The sequence below is a fragment of the Burkholderia sp. IMCC1007 genome, from assembly GCF_027257875.1.
Taxonomy (GTDB): domain Bacteria; phylum Pseudomonadota; class Gammaproteobacteria; order Burkholderiales; family Burkholderiaceae; genus Burkholderia.
In genome coordinates, this window is the sequence record NZ_JAPVQY010000017.1 from 75481 (window position 1) to 93999 (window position 18519).

General features: G+C 67.8%; 14 protein-coding genes. 3 read left to right on the forward strand and 11 right to left on the reverse strand.

Going from position 1 to position 18519, the window contains the following annotated elements:
• Positions 1-227 precede the first annotated feature (227 nt).
• Positions 228-665: a tetratricopeptide repeat protein gene (locus O1Q03_RS17200; protein WP_269504942.1), complete on the forward strand. Its 438-nt coding sequence runs from the start codon at positions 228-230 to the stop codon at positions 663-665.
• Positions 666-726: 61 nt separating this feature from the next.
• On the opposite strand, the gene O1Q03_RS17205 is transcribed toward O1Q03_RS17200, so the two are convergent.
• The 3 genes from O1Q03_RS17205 to O1Q03_RS17215 form a co-directional block, all read right to left on the reverse strand.
• Positions 727-2175 carry an aldehyde dehydrogenase family protein gene (locus tag O1Q03_RS17205; protein WP_269504944.1) on the reverse strand — a complete coding sequence of 483 codons (1449 nt, stop codon included), beginning with the start codon at positions 2173-2175 and terminating at the stop codon, positions 727-729.
• A gap of 3 nt (positions 2176-2178) precedes the next feature.
• Positions 2179-3282 (reverse strand): tartrate dehydrogenase, encoded by a 1104-nt coding sequence (locus O1Q03_RS17210; protein ID WP_269505010.1) that lies wholly within the window; start codon positions 3280-3282, stop codon positions 2179-2181.
• 296 nt (positions 3283-3578) lie between these two features.
• Positions 3579-4499, reverse strand: a complete 921-nt coding sequence (locus tag O1Q03_RS17215) for a LysR family transcriptional regulator (RefSeq protein ID WP_269504946.1) — start codon at positions 4497-4499, stop codon at positions 3579-3581.
• Between the two features lie 394 nt (positions 4500-4893).
• Here O1Q03_RS17215 and O1Q03_RS17220 point away from each other — a divergent pair, with 394 nt between their 5' ends.
• Both O1Q03_RS17220 and O1Q03_RS17225 read left to right on the forward strand, forming a co-directional pair.
• Positions 4894-6222 carry an MFS transporter gene (locus O1Q03_RS17220; protein WP_269504947.1) on the forward strand — a complete coding sequence of 443 codons (1329 nt, stop codon included), beginning with the start codon at positions 4894-4896 and terminating at the stop codon, positions 6220-6222.
• Between the two features lie 64 nt (positions 6223-6286).
• Positions 6287-7189, forward strand: a complete 903-nt coding sequence (locus O1Q03_RS17225; RefSeq protein ID WP_269504950.1) for an NAD(P)-dependent oxidoreductase — start codon at positions 6287-6289, stop codon at positions 7187-7189.
• Between the two features lie 156 nt (positions 7190-7345).
• Here the strand turns inward: O1Q03_RS17225 and O1Q03_RS17230 are convergent, their stop codons facing one another.
• The 8 genes from O1Q03_RS17230 to O1Q03_RS17265 all read right to left on the reverse strand — a co-directional run bounded on the left by O1Q03_RS17230 (position 7346) and on the right by O1Q03_RS17265 (position 18023).
• Entirely contained in the window at positions 7346-8458 is a 1113-nt protein-coding gene (locus O1Q03_RS17230) for an extracellular catalytic domain type 1 short-chain-length polyhydroxyalkanoate depolymerase (protein ID WP_269504952.1), read from the reverse strand.
• 419 nt (positions 8459-8877) lie between these two features.
• Complete coding sequence (locus O1Q03_RS17235; RefSeq protein WP_269504954.1) at positions 8878-10581, reverse strand: cobaltochelatase CobT-related protein; 1704 nt, start codon at positions 10579-10581, stop codon at positions 8878-8880.
• A 4-nt stretch (positions 10582-10585) separates the two neighbouring features.
• Complete coding sequence (locus O1Q03_RS17240) at positions 10586-11794, reverse strand: AAA family ATPase (protein WP_269504957.1); 1209 nt, start codon at positions 11792-11794, stop codon at positions 10586-10588.
• Positions 11795-12177: 383 nt separating this feature from the next.
• On the reverse strand, positions 12178-13605 hold the full coding sequence (locus tag O1Q03_RS17245; protein WP_269504960.1) for an MFS transporter: 1428 nt from the start codon (positions 13603-13605) through the stop codon (positions 12178-12180).
• Between the two features lie 335 nt (positions 13606-13940).
• Positions 13941-14324 (reverse strand): GtrA family protein, encoded by a 384-nt coding sequence (locus O1Q03_RS17250; RefSeq protein ID WP_269504962.1) that lies wholly within the window; start codon positions 14322-14324, stop codon positions 13941-13943.
• Between the two features lie 15 nt (positions 14325-14339).
• Positions 14340-15383: a glycosyltransferase family 2 protein gene (locus O1Q03_RS17255; protein WP_269504965.1), complete on the reverse strand. Its 1044-nt coding sequence runs from the start codon at positions 15381-15383 to the stop codon at positions 14340-14342.
• A gap of 25 nt (positions 15384-15408) precedes the next feature.
• A complete protein-coding gene (locus tag O1Q03_RS17260) occupies positions 15409-16788 on the reverse strand; it encodes a glycosyltransferase family 87 protein (protein WP_269504967.1) in 1380 nt (459 codons plus the stop codon).
• On the reverse strand, positions 16788-18023 hold the full coding sequence (locus O1Q03_RS17265; protein ID WP_269505012.1) for a glycosyltransferase family 87 protein: 1236 nt from the start codon (positions 18021-18023) through the stop codon (positions 16788-16790). Before O1Q03_RS17265 ends, O1Q03_RS17260 begins: the two co-directional genes overlap by 1 nt.
• Between the last annotated feature and the right edge of the window lie 496 nt (positions 18024-18519).

Sequence of the window (18519 nt, forward strand, 5' to 3'; positions counted from 1 at the left end):
TGGCGCGGCGGGCGGTGTGGCGCGCCGCCGACACCGTTCCCGGAAGTCGGCGTCGCGGTGGCCGCCGGCCGTTCCCGCGAGGCCGCCGGCCGCCGCGACGCCGGTCACGACATGAAGCTGCACCTGCATAATGCGGTGCGCGAGTAGCGAGCGATTGACGTATCCGGTCACGGATCAACACCGCTCGACCACCGCGCGGCATTCATTTACGGAGAAAGGGGTTGGACATGGCAGAACTGGACGACGTGCTTTACGAACGTATCGGCACGCTGAGCGAAGCCGGCGATGACTTGACCGAAGCCGGCGACTTCGCCGGCGCGCTGGCGCAATACCGGGAAGCGTTCGACCTGCTTCCCGAACCGAAGACCAACTGGGAAGCCGGCACCTGGTTGATGGCCGCCATCGGCGACACGCATTTCCTTCAGGCCGATTACGCGGCCGGGCGCGACACGCTCGAGCAGGCGATGCATTTCCCCGAGGCGATCGGCAATCCGTTTCTGCACCTGAGGCTCGGCCAGTGTCAGTTCGAACTCGGCGAGCTCGACCGCGCCGCGGACGAATTGATGCGTGCGTACATGGGCGGCGGCCCGGAGCTGTTCGACGACGAAGACGACAAGTACCTGCGCTTCCTGGCGACACGGGCGGAAGGGATCGACGCGCCCTGACACGGCTCCGCCGTTCGTTGCCGGCGTTCCGGTCGGAGCGCGTCGTCGCGCGTTGCAGTCGTCAATCGTGCCTGATCGCGATGGTTTTCAGTGCGGTGAAACCCAGCAACGCTTCGAACCCCTTCTCGCGACCATACCCGCTGGCCTTCACGCCGCCGAACGGCAGCTCCACCCCACCGCCGGCCCCGTAGTTGTTGATGAACACCTGCCCGGCCTGCAGCTTGCGCGCGAGCCGCAGCCCGCGTGCGCCGTCCCGGGTCCACACGCCCGCGACGAGGCCATACTGCGTGCCGTTCGCGAGCGCGACCGCGTCGGCTTCGTCGTCGAACGGCATGACGGCGAGCACGGGGCCGAACACTTCTTCCTGCGCGAGTTCGCTGTCGGGCGGAACGTCGCGGAACAGCACCGCTTCCTGGTAGTAACCGGCCCGCGATGCGCCGGCCGCGATCGTGCCGCGGGCCGCCACGCGAATACCGTCGGCTTCCGCGCGCGCGATGATGGCCCGCACCCGCGCATGCTGCTTCGCGTTGACGAGCGGCCCCATCTCCAGATTCATCGACGGCGGCCCCGAACGCAGCAACGCAAATCGCTGCGCCAGACGATCCAGCACGGACTCGTAGATGCTGCGCTGGACGAGCAGGCGGCTACCCGCCGAGCAGGTCTGCCCGGCGTTCTGCACGATCGCGTTGACGATCACGGGCAGCGCCTGTTCGAGGTCGGCGTCGTCGAACAGCAGTTGAGGCGACTTGCCGCCCAGTTCGAGCACGGCCGGGCAGTGACGCTCGGCGGCGGCGCGGCCGACCATCGCGCCCGTTCCGGTCGACCCGGTAAACGAGATGTGACGAATGCCCGCATTGGCCGACAGCGCCGCACCGGCTTCGGCGCCCAATCCCGTCACGACGTTCACGGTGCCGGCCGGAAACCCCACCTCGGCCGCGATCTCGGCCAGCCGCAGGATCGACAGGCTCGCGTCCTCCGCCGGTTTGACCACGCACGCGTTACCGGCGGCGAGCGACGCGCCGACACTGCGTCCGTAGATCTGCATCGGGTAATTCCACGGAATGATGTGCCCGGTCACGCCGATCGGCTCGCGCACGGTCAGGACCGTGTACCCGGCGGTGTACGGCAGGGTGTCGCCATGCAGCTTGTCCACGCATCCGGCGTAGTACTGAAGGTAACGCGCGAGCACGGCGGCATCGGTGCGCGCGGTGTTCAGCGCCTTGCCGGTGTCGCGTGCCTCGAGCTGCGCGAGTTCGTCGGCGTGCTTGAGGACGGCGGCGGCGTACGCGAACAGCAGATTGCTGCGGTCGACCGGCGACAGCCTCGCCCACGGGCCGTCGAGCGTTTCGCCCATCGCGCGTTGCGCGGCGGAAACGGCCAGCTGGATGTCCGCCGCGTCGCCGCGTGCGATCGTCGCGAACGGTTCGCCGGTGCTCGGATCGATGACTTCAATGTGCGCGCCCGAATCGCGCAGGACGCGGGCGTTGTCGATGTAGTGGCCGAATTGCATGGGTCATTCCTCGATCGAAGCGGGATTTGCGATGGTTTCGGCGATCGCCGCGCCGAGTTCCACGGTGGTGGCCGTGCCGCCCATGTCGGGCGTACGCGGGCCGGACACGAGGACGGACTCGATCGCGGTGACGATTTCGGCGGCCGCCGCTTCATAGCGCGCGTCGCCGTGGCCGAGATGCTGCAGCAGCAACGCGGCCGACCAGATCTGGCCGATCGGATTCGCGATGCCGCGGCCGGCGATGTCCGGCGCGGAGCCGTGCACCGGTTCGAACAGCGACGGAAACCGGCGCTCGGGATTCAGGTTCGCCGACGGCGCGATGCCGATCGTGCCGGTGCATGCGGGCCCGAGGTCGGAGAGGATGTCGCCGAACAGGTTCGACGCGACGACGACGTCGAAGCGATCCGGATTCTGGACGAAGTGCGCGCAGAGAATGTCGATGTGATATTTGCGCGCTTCGACGTCGGGGAAGCGCGCGGCCATCTCGGCGACGCGCTCGTCCCAGAACGGCATGGTGATCGAGATGCCGTTGGATTTCGTCGCGGCGGTCAACTGCTTGCGCGGGCGCGAGCGCGCGAGTTCGAACGCGAACTTCAGCACGCGGTCGACGCCGACGCGCGAGAACACCGACTCCTGCACGGCAATCTCGCGCTCGGTGCCGGCGAACATCCGGCCGCCCACCGACGAATACTCGCCTTCGGTGTTCTCGCGCACGACGATGAAGTCGATGTCGCCGGGCTGGCGTCCGGCCAGCGGAGCAGGCACGCCCGGCATCAGGCGCACCGGGCGCAGGTTCACGTACTGATCGAATTCGCGGCGGATCCTGATCAGCGATTCCCACACGGCGACGTGGTCGGGCACGATATCCGGCGCGCCGACCGCGCCGAAGAAGATCGCATCGTGGCCGCCGATCTGGCGCGCCCAGTCGGCCGGCATCATCGTGCCGTGACGCACGTAGTGATCGGTGCACCAGTCGGCGAACGCGTCGAACGCCAATGGAATGTCGAAGCGCTCGGCGGCGGCGCGCAAGACGCGCAGGCCTTCGGGCATCACCTCCTTGCCGATGCCGTCGCCGGCGATGACCGCGATGCGATGTGGGTTCTTCATGTTATGGGAAACCTCCAGGATGACGATGGCGTGGCGCAGGGAAGGGGGCAGGCAGGAGGCGGATGGCGGCGAGTCGGGTAGCGCGCGGTGCACTGCGCCGTACGCGACGCCACACCCGATCGCACCGGGTGGCGCTGACGTGTCTCCTGCGTCTCTTCCGTTGCGGTAACGGGCGGACGACTGAATCTGTCCGTCCAATCTACCGCGTCGCCGACGCGCGAAGGAAGTGCGGATTCGTGAACGGGACCTTCGAAAATCTGCAAGGCGCGGGCGCACCCGTGCGCGTGGACGCGGCGTCAGTCGTTCGACGGCTCGGTGTCGTGCGCGGCGAGCGAAGCCGGCGCGAACGATGCGAGGAACTCGAACAGCTTGCGGGTGGGCTGCGGCACGGCGCCGGTGCGGATGCCGACCGACATGATCCGGTCGGCCCACGGCGCGTTGAGCCGGATGAAGCGCAGGTGCATGGGTTCGCGAAACAGCGCGACGGCGCGCTCCGGCAGGATGCCGATGCCCTGGCCCGCGGCGATCAGCCGGCACATCGCCTCGAAGCTCTGCACCTGCACGCGAAAGCGCACCGATTTGCCGAGCAGCGCGGCTTCCCTGACGATCGAACGCGTGAGCTCCGACCGGTCGTCCAGCGCGACCAGATCGTGCTCGAGCAACGCGCTGAAGTCGATCGAGTCGCCGGTCAGGCCGTAGTCCTCGGGGACGACCACGCTCGCCCGGTCCATGCAGTACGGCGCGAGATGAATGCCTTCGGTCGCGGTCCGGGACGTGACGATCCCGACGTCGGCGCGGCCTTCGCGCAGCGCCTGCAGGATGTCGGCGCTTCTGAGCTCGCTGATCTGCAGCTTGATGTCGCGGTAGCGCTGCGAGAACGCGCGCAACTGGTCCGGCAGATCCTGGCTGATCGCCGAGATGTTCGCGAAGACGCGGACCCGGCCGATGGAGCCCTTCGTATAGTCGGACAGCTCGCTGTAGATCGCGTCGGTGCGCAGCAGCAGGTCGGTCGCATGGCGCAGCAGCGCTTCGCCGGCCGGCGTGAGTTCGACGCCGGCCACCGTGCGGTTCAGGAGCACCACGCGAAAGTGATGCTCGAGCAGCGCGATGCGGCGGCTGGCGGTGGACAGCGACATGTGGGACTGCTGCGCGGCGCGTGAAAGGCTGCCCAGCTCGGCTGCACGCACGAACAGGGCGAGTGACGTGAGATCGAACAAGCGGGGATTCTCCATTGAAGCTTGCGGAAGTATGTCATTGCTCGACGGCCGCCATCGCGTCGGGCGCTTTGGGGCTAACCCTGAGGAGCGGCCGATGCTGCGCCGCACACCGCGACGCGCGCCGCACGTCGGTGCATGACGCGCACGGCCGTTTCGGCCGCTAGAATGCAGGATCTCGCTGCTTGTGCAGCGCACCGTGCCGTGACCGAATCGCGCGTGCATTCGAGATATTCGAAGTGCCGCTTGAAGGATTTCGCATATCGGCCGGATCCGGCAGCCGGTAGATTCGAACGGACCCCACTCGCACATACCTATCTCGACAGCGCGCGCACGCTGCGATCCAGACGTGCGGCGCAGGCGAGCGGGACCATCCAGAAAACCTTCGGAGACAAACGTGGAAATCGACGCGACCTATAGCCCGGGAGGCATCGCAATCCCGGCACCGACGCACGACCTGGCGCACGAGGACCGGCTGTTTCGTCGGCTTGCGCTGCATATCCTGCCGATCCTGATGTTCGCGTACGTCACGTCGTACATCGATCGCGTCAACGTCAGCTTCGCCAAACTGCAGATGAGCCAGCATCTGGGCTTCTCCGACGCGGTGTTCGGCTTCGGCGCCGGGATCTTCTTTCTCGGCTACGTGATCTTCGAGGTGCCGAGCAACTTGCTGCTGGTGCGGGTGGGGCCGCGGCGCTGGATCACGCGGATCGTCGTGTCGTGGGGCATCGTGTCGGGGCTGACGGCCTTCGTGTCCACGCCGATGCAGTTCTATGTGATGCGTTTCCTGCTCGGTGTCGCCGAGGCCGGATTCATCCCGGCCATCGTGCTCTACATGACCCAGTCGTTTCCGCGCCACCGTCGCGCGCGGATTCTATCGATGTTCTATGCGGCCCTTGCGCTCGCGGGCTTGATCGGCTCGCCGCTGACCGGCTTCATCCTCCAGTATTTCGACGGTGCAATGCAGATCCCGGGCTGGAAGTGGATCTTCATCGTCGAGTCGCTGCCGGCCTTCGTGGCGGCCCTTTACGTGTGGAAAGGGCTCGACGACGACGTCACGCGCAGCGCCCGCTTCGCGCCGACGGACCGCGCGATCCTGGCGCGCGTGCTGGCGGACGATCGCGAGACGACCGAGGCCGCGAGTCACAAGGGCCTCTTCTCGAGCTGGCTCGTCTGGGCGTTCTGCGTGATCTACTTTCTCGACGTGTTCGCCATTTACGGTTACACGTTCTGGGCGCCGACGATGATCAAGCAGATGGGCATCGGCAGCGACTTCGTGATCGGCTTGCTCGCGGCGCTGCCCAATGCGGTGGCCGTCGTCGTGATGGTGCTGTTCGGACGCAGCGCGGACCGGCGCGGCGCCCGGCGCCTGCACGTCGCCGCGCTGCTCCTGATGGGCGCGACCGGGCTCGCGCTGTCGGTGATCTGGCGTGACCAGCTGTGGCTCGGCATGTTCGCGCTCTGCATTGCGAACGCCGGGCTCATCTCGTTTCCGCCGCTGTTCTGGAGCATGCCGACCACCGCGCTCGGCACCGCATCGGTGTCGATGGGCATCGCGGTGATCAGTTCGTTCGGCAACATGGGCGGCTTCTTCGGGCCGTATGCGGTCGGCTATCTGAAGCAGATGTCGGGCGGCCTCGCCGCCCCGCTGTTCCTGATGGTCGGCTGCCTGTTGCTCGGCCTGGTTCTCACGATGCTGCTGCCGGCACGCCTGGTCGATCGATAACGGTTACCCATTTCGCCGCGGCGTCGGTGCCGCGGCGCCATCGTCTTTGACGGAAGGACATCACATGAAACAACAGATTGGCCTGATCGGCGTCGGTTTGATGGGGCACGGTATCGCACGCAACGTGCTGAAGCACGGCTATCCGCTCACGGTCGTCGAGCATCCCGGCAACCAGCCGCTCGACGAGCTGTTGCGCGGCGGCGTACGGACCGTGAAGACGCCGCGCGAGCTGGCCCGCGAAGCGGACGTCATCATCCTCTGCGTGACGGGTTCGCCGGAAGTGGAAGCCGTCCTCACCGGCGAGCTCGGCGTACTGGCGGGTTTGAAGGACAACGCGATCGTCGTCGATTGCTCGACTGCCGTGCCGGATTCGACCGTCAGGATGGCGCGGCTCGTCGAAGCCGCGGGCGGCCGTCTCGTCGACGCGCCGATGACGCGCGGCGCGAGGGAAGCGCACGAAGGGCGGCTGAACCTGCTGGTCGGCGCGACGCCCGGGTTGTTCGACGAGTTGCGGCCGGTACTCGCGTGTTTCGCGGAAAACATCACGCGCGTGGGCGAGCTCGGCGCCGGCCACAGCATGAAGCTGCTGCACAACTACGTGTCGCTCGGGACCATCGCGCTGCTTTCCGAAGCCGTTGCCTGCGCGAAACGATCCGGCGTGGACGTCGCGGTGCTCGCCGAGGTGCTGGCAAACGGCGGCGGCGGCGGGGTGGCGCTGAACCGGCTGCTGCCGTTCCTGCAGACCGGCGACACGTCGGGGTTGCCGTTTCATATGGCGAACGCGCTCAAGGATCTGTCCTACTACTCGGCGATGGCGGAGGGCAACGACGCGGCGCATGCGATCGCGAGCGCGATCACGCATACCTATCGGGATGCGGTGGCGAGCGCCGGTGCGCATTGTCCGGTCCTCAAATTGTCGGATGTGCTCGCGGCGACGGATGCGCCGGGGGATGGCGACGCGCGGTAGGGGATCCGTCGTTCGGGCTTTTGATCGTGGAGTGGCGCGGGAGGGCGCTTGATGGGGCGTGGGTGCGTCTCGTTCGCGCTATCGTTCCCGCTGCCGCTGCCGCTGCCGCTGCCGCTGCCGCTGCCGCTGCCGCTGCCGCTATCGCTATCGCTATCGCTATCGCTTACGCCGCCGCCGGCGAAAGAAATTCCAGAACATCGCGGTCGCGTCCGGCCCGGTGGCCGAGTGGAACGCTTCGCGCGGATCGCCGCCGCTCCACGCGTGCGCCAGCCGGCGCACGATGCAGACCCGCACGACGACCCGGCCGCCGCGCAGATAGTCGGTGTATTCGGCGCCGTCGTCGGCGTACGTGTGGTGCTCGCCGACGCGCAGCTCGCCGTGTTCGTCGACGAGCCGATTGATGCGCGCGAATTCCACGCCGAGCTGCCTCGCGTTTTGTTCGGCGACCACCGTATCGAGTCCGCCGTGCATGACGAGCGCGGGCATGCCCGGATGCGCACGAACGTCGACGCAGGCGTCGACGACCTGGACCGGATCGTCGCGCAGCCCGCGCCGCATCAGGCTCATCGCGGCCATGGTCGACAACGGCGGCGCGATGGCCGGCCCCGAGTGCAGGCCGACAGCCGCGAACAGGTCGGGATACTCGATCGCCAGCCGCGCGGCGAGCCCCGCGCCGGCCGACATGCCGGCCAGATACACGCGGTCGCGATCGAACCCGCGCTCCTGCACGATCGCATCGATCAGCGACGCGATCGCCGGCGTTTCCGACTCCGATCCATCGCCATGCCAGTTCCAGCAGCGATGCGAATGGGCGGTCTTCGCCTGCTCCGGAAACAGCACGGCAAACCCGGCGCGCTCCGCGACGCGGCAAATGCGCGTGCCGGCGGCGAACGACTCGGCCGTCTGCTTGCAGCCGTGCAGCATCACGACGACGGGCATGCCGACGGTCGTTACCGCCGCGACGGGAAGATACAGTCCGTACGCGAGATGGTTGACGAAGCGCCCGGCTACCGGGCGCGCGGAATGGAACGAGCGCAGCCACGTGCCGGGCGCCTGGGTCGGCGAGGTCCGTGCGGCCGGCGCGGGGCTCGCGCGACGCGGCGCCGGTGTGCCGGCGGCGCGCGCGGTCGTTCGCTTGACCGGTGCGGCTGGTTTGGCCGCTTTGGCGGGCTTGGCAGCTTTTGCAGGCTTCTTCCTCGGCCGCGTACGCGTCGCGGCGGCAAGCAGATCGAAAGGGCGTAGCCAGAGACTGGTTTTTTTCCTGGGCATGGACGAATCTCGTGCCGCCGGCTTGCGCCACGGGATGCGGCGAAATCGACGGTCGGATGGAAGTCGAATGCGGGCAGAGCACGATTCGTGCTGCGGGGAAGCGTTCGCGTCGAAACCACCGGCCATGGGCGGCAAGCCGGTGCTCGGCCGACCGATGACATGCAACGCGACATCTTTACAGAAGCGGTGCGATTCGGCGCCGCTACACGGCATGCTAGCAGGCGTCGCTTGCGGCCGGTGCGATGGTTCCGTGACGTAGCGATGAACGATTTGACCCTACTGCACGCTGTATCGAACCGGTATGCTGGCCCGTTCCGCCGTTCCGCCGTTCCGCCGTTCCGCCGTTCCGCCGTTCCCGCCGTCCCGCCCATATCGGCGTTGCGCGGACGCAGCTGCGTCGACCGACCCGCTTCGCGCGATCAGCGCCGATCCAGCAACGTGTTGCTCAGCACGCTGAAAGCCGCGCCCGGCAACTCGTTCAGTTGCTCGACGACGCTGCTGACCGGATAAAACGACTCCACCGCATCGTCGAGAATCCCGACGCCGATCAGTTCGACGCGCTGGTCGCGCAGCGCGTCGACGCGTGCCCGCAGGTCGGTGCGCAGGATCGCCGGATTGCCGTCGCCGGTGGCCGGATAGCCGTCCGACAGTACCATCAGGATGCGGCGGCGCGCGCGCTTCGACAGCAGCCGTTCGGCGGCCCAGCTCAACGCTTCGCCGTCGGGGTTCTCGTGCCCGCATTCGATGCAGGCGAGCCCGCTCGGGTTGTCCGAATCGAAGCGCTTGTACACGCGCAGGTCGAGCCGTTCGACGAAGCGGTTGTAGCCGAACGTGTCGTGGCCGCCGTCGAGCCAGCGCTGATAATGCGCGCGCATCGCGGCATCCTCGACCGAGCTGTAGCCGAGCACTTCGCACGCGAAGCCGAGCTGCATCAGCGCGTCGCACAGCGCCGCCGCGCAGAGCGTCGCGAGTTCGATCTTCCGGCCGGCCATCGAGCCGCTGCAGTCGAGCAGCAGGCTCACCGCCGCGTCGCGCCCGGGCGCCGCGCGCGTGACGCGAAACGGCGTGCGATAGCCGGGCATGGTTGCGACGCGCACGAGCGATGCGCGATCGAGCTGCCCGCGTTCCTGTTCGCGTTTCCAGTGTGTCTGCTCGTCGACTTTCAGCGCGCGTTCGAGCCGCATCCGCAGCGGCTCCGTCTGCGCGCGCGCCGCGCGGCGCAGACGATGCCAGCGCGCCGGTTCGCCTTTGCCGGTGAAGTCCGTCACCGTGTCGAAGGCAGTCGTGAGCGGGATCGACAGCAGCGGCCGGTTGTCCGCCGACAAACGAATCGTGCCGTGCGCCGCGTCGCCTTGCGCCGGTGCGTCGGGTGACGACGCCGTTTCGGCGATCGCGCCGGCGGCGGAATCGGTGGCCGCAGGCGCGCGCGTGTCGTCCGACGCGCCGGGTTCGTCCGCTTCGAACTCGGCGGCGATCGCGTTGCTGTCGAGCGTGCTGCCCGGATCGGCGGTGAACATCATGGTGTTGGCACCGGCCGACGCGAGCGCGCGGACGCGCGCCACGATCCGTCGGGCGGCCTCGATGCTGTCGGAAGTCGACGTCGACGCCCGTGCTTCGTCGATGAGATCGGCAGTGGCCGAGATGGTCGCATCGAGCGACGGCACGTGCTCGGCGGCCATCGGCGGCTCGTCCCATAACGCGCGTTCGATGCGCCACAGCAGCTTGTCGCGCCACGCGCGGGTCGGCCAGCCGCGCAGCATGTCGGCGGCGGATGCCGCACGCATCCGGAGCAGGAATCGCGTCGCGCCGGGATAAAGCGCCACGAGGCGCCCGGCCGCGCGCCGGTCGTCGATCGCCTGTGCGATGCGTTGCACGACGGGCGACGTCAGCGCGGCCACGGACTCGATCGCGCCGAAGCGCGCGCGGGCCGCATGGAGATCGACGAAGCCGGTGATCGCGTCGTCGTCGATGTCGCCGTCGAGCAGCGTGTCGGGCAGCACGAGCCGGTCGCGTTGCAGCAGCGGCCCGTGGCTTGCAAAGCGCACGTCGATCCCGTGCCGTTGCGACAGCGTGCGCGCGAGCCGCGTCAGGTGAACCGCGCGCGCGTCGTCGTCCCGGTCCATCGCGTCAAGCCTCGAAATCGATGTGATGGCGGATGATGCTGCGAATCAGTGCCGCGTCTTCCGCGCCGACCTTCGCATAGATGGTCGGGCCGGCGGCCGCCTCCGGATCGCCGGTGCGCAGCATCAGTTCGGCCCAGTCGAGCAGCCGGCGGGTCGAGAACGCGCCGGCGAGATCCTCGCGGACGAACGCCGCGCGACAATCGGCGGCGATCGCCGCCAGCGTCGCGGCCATCGCGGCGGACATGCGCGGGCCGAACGTCTGCTGCAGCACCTGCGCCTCGTCGTGCGGCGGCAGGTAATCGATGTGGTACACGCGCCAGCGGTCGAGGAACGCGTCGTTCATCACGTTCGCGCCCTGGTACAGGTGCCGGAACTGCCCCATCGCGCCGACCGCGTTCGCGGTCGCGAACAGCCGGAACGACGGATGCGGCGCGACGATCTCGTTGCCTTTCTCCTTCAGCAGCAGGCGGCCGCCCGGTTCGAGCACGGCGGTCAGCACCGCGAGGATCGCCGGCTCCGCGAAGTCGATCTCGTCGACGATCAGCCACAGCCCTTCGCGCATCGCGGTCGGCAGCACGCCGTCGACCCAGATCGTCTCGCCGCCCTTGACGGTCCAGAAGCCGACGAAGTCGCCGACCGTGGTCTGGCCGTTCATGTTCGAGCGCAACACGCCGTGACCGCTCTGCGCGGCGACCTGTTCGATCAGGCTCGTCTTGCCGGTGCCCGTATGACCGATCAGCAGGATGCGGCGGTTCTCGACGATGTCTTCGAGCACGCTGGTCGCGCGGGCGGTAAACAGGTACGCGGGATTGAGCGGCGGAACCAGCGGGCCGCCGGGCCCGCGCGGCATCGGCACGCCGCCGATCGGCACGGTGTTCGCCGCGTGCTGCGAGGCGGCCGGCCGGGCAGCCTGCGCGCGGCGCAGGTCGTGCATGAAGCCTCCGCGACGGGCCGGGGCGGCGCGCTCGCCGTCGTCTTCGTCGCGGCGGGCGTAGCCTTCGTGGTGCCACTTGCGCAGCTTCGCGTCGAGGTTGTCCGCGTCGACGACCGTATCGACCGACGTGCTGCCGTCGGGCCGGTGATGCTGGATGCGGAACATGTGCGCGCGTTCGGAGCGGCTGACGATCCATTGCCCGGCGGACGGATCCGCCAGCTGCCGATAGACGCCGAGGACCGATGGGGCGGAAGGTGCGTTGTCAGCGGTTGCGTTCATGGTCGGGAGCGAAAAGAGGCGGCCGAATCGGCGGTCGTGGGGGGGGGCACACTCGGTGGGCCGACGCCGGTGGTGCTCGGTGCGAACCGCGTGGGCCGTGCCGGCCGGATGCCACGAAACGCATGAGCGGCGAACCGGAACGTCACGTCCACGGTGCATGCTCCGTACTGTATCGCATCGGATCGATGTCGGTCCGGCCGTGGGCGACGCTCGGGAAGGATGGATCAGGCGGTCTGGCCGCGCGATCGACGCCGATCGCGGCGAATGCCGTTCCCGGACCGGCGACTGGACGCTGGGTGGTTACATCCAGTGCGAGTCCAGCGCGAATTGCCTAGATCGTTGCGATGAAGCGCAGTCGAGTTCCGCCCGATCAACAGAGCCGCTCAGCCCCGGGCATTGGCATCATCCCCGCGCCACCACGCGGCCGGCACGATGCAAGAAGCGACCAGCACCGCGGCAATCGCGAACGCGTGCGACGCGCCGCTGACGATCGCCGCGCCCCGGCCCGCGACCAGCGCGCCGAGCGATGCGACGCCGACGGCCGCGCCCACCTGTCGCGCGGTGTTGAATATCGCCGAAGCCGTCGCCGAGCGGCCGGCTTCGACACTGCCGAGCAGCATCGAAGTCAGCGCCGGAATCGCGATGCCGCCGCCGACCGCCATCGCGACCATCCCCGGCGCCAGCAGCAGGTAGCGCGCGTGTTCCGCGAGCGTCTGCGCGAGCCACGCATAGCCGCCGACCGACACGGCGAGCCCCGCGATGACGGTCGCGCGAAACCCGTAACGCACGGCAATGCGCGCGCTAGCGAGGTTCGCGAGCATGATCACGGTGAGCGGCGCGAGCGCGAGTCCCGATTCGGTCGCCGTATAGCCGCGCGCGCTCTGGAAATAGAGGCTGAGCGCGAAAATCAGCCCGTAGAACGCGGCATTGGTGATGCCGCCGATCGCGAGGAGACCCGGCACCCGCGCAATCCGGAGGAACGCGAGCGGCAGCATCGGCGCGGCCACGCGCCGTTCGATCGCGACGAACAGCACGCCGAGCGCGATCGACGCGACGAGTGCACCGGCCGCATAAGGGTCCGCGGCGCCGTGCGAACCGGTACGAATGATCCCACCGGTCAGCAGCCCGAGCACGAGCACCGCGACCAGCTGGCCGGCCGGATCGAACAGCCGCGTGCGCGCGGCGGCCGAATCGCGCACGTGGCGCAGCGTGAGCCACAGCCCGAGCGCACAGATCGGCAGGTTGATGAAAAAGATCGCGCGCCAGCCGGCCCCATCGATCAGCAGGCCGCCCAACGTCGGGCCGGCCGCGCTGATCGCGCCGCCCGTCGCGCTCCACCACGCGATCGCCTTCACGCGCGCGGCGGCATCGGTCGCACATGCATGCGTGATCAGCGCGAGCGACGTCGGCAAAATCAGCGCGGCGCCGACGCCTTGCGCGACCCGTGCGCCGATCAGCGCCGCGAGCGACGGCGCCAGCGCGCAGCCGAGCGACGCGAGCAGGAACAGCGCGAGACCGGCTGCGAACAGCCGTCGGCTGCCGAAGCGATCGGCGAGCGTGCCGGACGTCAGCAGCAGCGCGGCGAACGACAGCGTGTACGCATCGACGATCCACTGCAGCCCGTGCACGGTCGACCCGAACGTCCGGCCGAGGCTCGGGATCGCGACGTTCACGACGGTCACGTCGAGCTGGACGATCGCGAAGCCGATACTGGCCGCCGCGACGGCAGGGATGATCGCGCGCTGCGGCGTGCGGTGCGACGGCGCGTCGACGGTCGGCGCGGCGTCGAGCGCCGGCACGTGCTCGCTCATCGCAGGCTCCGTGCCGCGCGACTGCGCGGCGAAGCGGTGCATGTGCATGTGCGACGCGGCAGGCAAGAGGGGAGCATCGTGCGGTTTCCGTCGTGAGCGACGCTCGCGTGACGGCGGCCGGCCGTGCGCATCGTCGAATCCGACAGAAACTAGCATCGCCGCGCGAGCGGGCACAAACAACAACGGGCGATTATTTAACGACGATTCGTGGAAAGGACCGGCGACGCAACGACGGCGTGCGGCCGGCGCTGGCCGCGGCGCTTATATCGATTTCTCGTATGCAATCGATCGGCCTGCAGGTGGTGCCCCCGGCGATCGCGACATCCGGCGCCGCTTCACCGATACGTCCACAACCGGTGCATCAGAAACGTCGTCGGCGGAATCAGCAGCGCGATCGCGACGATGCTCCAGTCGCGCGGGACGTCGAGCAGTTCGGCCATGCGCGCGAGCGCCATCGTTTCGGCGAAGCCGGCCAGCGCGACGACCAGAAAGCGTCGCAGGTTGCGCGAATGCACCGTCGACGAGAAGCTCCACAGCGTATTCGCGAGATACGAGAACACGGTCGCGCAGAGGAACGCGACTGCGTTCGCAATGACCTGCGTGGCGTCGAACAGCGCATACATCGTGCCGGCGATCAGCGCGTGAAGGCCGGTCGAGCAGAGTCCGGCCAGCCCGAAGCGGACCAGCCGTGCGCGTTCCGCATAGAGCAGCGCGAGCATCGTTGCCTCCGTGCGTCAGCGCGTGCCGACCCGCGCGCGGGCCGGCTGCGCGCGGCGGCGTGCGATCGGGCGCCGCACATCGCGCGCGACCGGCAGTTCGATCACCTTGCTGTGCGCCTGGTAGCGGCGGCGGATCAGATAGAGGGGCCGTTGCTTCGACTCGTCGTAGATGCGGCCGATGTACTCGCCGACCACGCCGATGCCGACGAGTTCGATGCCGCCGATGAACAGCGTGACCGACAGCAGCGACGAATAGCCGAGCACCGGATTGCCGAACAGCAGCGTGCGGCCGACGATGAACGAGCCGTACAGGAACGCGAGCGCGGCGATGCCGACGCCGATGTAGGTCCAGCTGCGCAGCGGCACGGTGCTGAAGCTCGTGATGCCTTCGAGCGCGAAATTCCACAGCTTCCATCCGGAGAACTTCGATTTACCGGCGCTGCGTGCATCGCGCTGGTACTCGATGATCACGGTCTGGTAGCCCACCCATGCGAACAGCCCCTTCATGAAGCGATGCCGCTCGGGCAGGTTGCGCAGCGCGTTCACGACCTTGCGGTCCATCAGCCGGAAGTCGCCGACGTTCTCCGGCAGCTTCACGTCCGACAGCAGGTTGTGCACGCGATAGTAGATCGCGGCGGCGGTGCGCTTCGCGAACGAATCGCACGCGCGGCTGCTGCGCTTCGCGGCGACGACCTCCGCGCCGTCGCGCCAGTGCTCGAGCATCACCGGAATCAGGCTCGGCGGATCCTGCAGGTCGGCATCGAGCGGGATCACCGCGTCGCCGGCCGCTTCGTCGAGGCCGGCCGTCAGCGCCGCCTCCTTGCCGAAGTTGCGCGTGAGATCGATCACGCGCACGCGGCGATCGTTCATGCTGATCCGGATCAGCCGTTCGAGCGTGTCGTCGCGGCTGCCGTCGTTCACGCAGACGATCTCGAAGCGGATCGCTTCGATGCCGGCCATCAGCGGGATCACGACGTCAAAGAAACGTTCGACGGCCTCGCCTTCGTTGTAGAACGGCACGACCAGCGAGACGAGCGGTGTGTAGAGCGATTCGCGCATGATGGTTTCCCCGTTTAATGACGTGTCAGCGATCGGCGCGGAAGCTCGCGCGGCCGATGCGGCGCAGTCCGTGCGCCGTGCGGTGATGCGATCGGACCGGATGCGTGAAGCCGGTGTCGGTCGAGTGATCGTGTGCGTCGGGCATCGACGGCATGTCGTGCCGTTCCTGTGCGATCCGGCTGGCGAGCAGCGCCAGCGAGGCCAGCGTGACGAGCGGCATGAACTGGAACGACAGGTGCGGCACCAGCACGAGGCCGGCGAGCGGCATCACCCACATCAGCAACAGCCATTCGCGATCGAAGCGCCGCCAGCCGTGCGTCCACGCATAGCGTGCGTACCACGCGATCACGAGCCCGTACCAGGTCAGGTCGTAGTCGTACAGGTAGGGGCTCACGAGCAGGCACGCGCACGCGAGCGTCGCGGCGCGCAGCGCGTACGAACACGCGCCGCGCCACGCGTACACGACGGCCATTGCGGCGATCGCGGCCGACAGCAGCTGCAGTATGCGCGCGACATGGATGGGCCAGCCGGCGAGCGTGGCGAGAGCGAACAGGCTCGGCATGCGCGCAAGCTTCACGTGGCCGGCGCCGACGACCTGGTACGCGTCGTTGATCCCGTGCACGAATGCGATCCACGAACCGGTGCCGAACGCGAGCGTCGTCAGCGCGACGCCGCCGGTGATCGTCGCAGCCCATGCGGCCAGCGCGCGCCACTGTCCGGCGCACAGCAGGGCGAGCGGGAACAGGGCGGCCATCTGCGGTTTGGTCGTCAGCAGGCCGAAGCAGATGCCAGCGACGACGGGGCGGCGGTTCAGCATGAGCAGCCCGACGCCGGCGACGGTCGCGGTGAAGAGACTCGTCTGTCCGATGATCACGGTGAGGAACGCACCCGGGAACGCGAGCGCGCAAACGAGCGCGGTCTCGCGCTGTACGATCGCGCGTATCGTCGCCGCGAACAGCAGGTAGGTGACGCCGAGCCACAGCACGAGTGCGAGCGTGTACGGCAGCCAGCCGAGCGGCAGCACGAACAGCAGCATCGTGGGCGGATAGAGCCACAGCAGCACGCCGCCGGCAGTGTTCATCGTCGGAATGGCGAGCTTCTCGATTGCGAACAGCGCAGGGAAATGCCACGCGTCGATCGCGTGTCCGTGCACGGCGAGCCGCGCGGCGCTCCAGATCGCCGAGAAATCCATCGACAGCGGAGCAGGTGCGGACGTCGTCGACCAAACGGAGCGGGCGACGTAGATGCCGATGAACAGCAGTTCGGTCAGCAGCACCACCGCGGCGTAGAGGCGCACGCGGTCGCGGTTGAGCCAGTGAGGAAATCGGCGCGGACCGGCGATCGGCAACTCCGGATGGGCGTCGATCGCGGAATGGGGATCCCGGGCGGAGAGGTGCGATTTCATCACGACCTCCGCGTCGCAAGGTTCGCGCGGCGCACGGTGATGAACAGCATCGCGAGCAGTACGAGCGGACCGATCTGCGGCAGCTTCATCATCCGGTTGAACAACTCGAACAGCGGCAGCAGCCACGCGATCACGATCACGATCTGGTCGCCGGGCAGCCAGTCGGTCTCGAGCCCGTGAGCGATCAGGCAGAACACCGCGATGCCGAGCCACGTGAGCTCGTAATGCCACAAATAGGGCGTCGTCAGCAGCGTGGCGATCGCCAGCACCGCACCGCGCAGCCGCATGTCCGGCGTGCGGCGCCAGACGTCGATTGCGGCGGCGATCGCGAGCAGCGCGATCGCGGATTGCGCGGCGAGCGCGACCGGAATCGATGCGCCCGCGAGTCGCAGCGCGGCGAATGTGGTGGGCGAACTGAACCAATAGGTCGGATGCATGAAGTGCAGGGTGCGCACGGTCGACATCGTGTGGGCGAGGCCGGTCAGCGCATCGGTTCCGGTCAGTGCAATGCCGGCGGCGGCGAACAGGGTTGCAGCGAGCGCGGCAGCCGCGAAGGTGCGCCATGCATGCGTGGCGATCAGTACGAACGGAAACACCATCGCCATTTGCGGCTTGATGGCGAGCAGCCCGATCAGGATGCCGGCGACGATCGGGCGCCGGCCGAGCAGATGCACCGCCAGCGCGGCGATGCCGGCGGTCAGGACGCTGTTCTGTCCATACACGAGGGACGCAAACACGGCCGAGTACGCGAGCACGACGAGTACGGTGGCGCGTGGCGCGGTGAGTTGCGCACGCAGCCCGGAAAGCCGCTGGACAGCGTACGCATAGCATAAAAGGCTGCCCGCAAAAAAGAGGATGTATGCGGGCAGCAAAGGCACGAGGGCGATCGGCGCGACGAACAGCAACATCGTCGGCGGATAGAGCCAGGCGAGCGCTTGGTGATTCATGAAGGCACCAAGCTGCTCGACCTCGGCACGAAAGAACGTGGCCGGATCGTAGACCGCCGCGGCGTGGCCTTGCAGCACGAGATGCGATGCGGTCCAGAAGACGGAGAAGTCGATGCCCGGACGGGCGGTGGCGTGCGACGTGAACGCGTGCGTGACGACGGCCCAGACGATCAGGAATGCCACGCACAGAATCAGCATGATGAAGCTGTACGAAACGACCCGCTCTGCCGTCAACCATTGAGCACAGCGTTTGGCGCGAATGCGCACTCCACGATTGGCTGTGTACATGATGCCCCGTCTGCAGTGAAGGCTGCCTGGTGTGCCGCAGCCCTTTTGTGTTGTCGTGTATCCGGATCGAATCGCATTCGATGGCGCTGTCCGGTGAATGCATTGTTGGAGAAAAAATCGTCTGGCGCAAACCGCGTGCTGACTCACGCGACATCGAGGCGGTGGCGATATGGCTGAAAACCGGGTTTTCACGTCTGAGAAATGGGTGTCGGCGTCATCGACGTTTCTCGCCTGAAACATTCCGTGTTTTTGGCCGGCCCGGCATCGCCCGGAATGTTCGTCCGACGCGTGACTGCGCGGATTCGGGAAAATCCTGACAAAATTTTTTGGAGCCCTTCGCAGCGCGGCGGCGCCCGGGCAGCTCCCCGAGGCCGGCTGGCTCGCATATATCAAATTTGAAACATTTCCGCGCTCGCGCCGGGACCGGGCATCCGGGTGAAACGCCCAAACCCTTGGTGCGCCTGGATTTCTTCGTGGCTGGCCTGCTCTTTGCGAG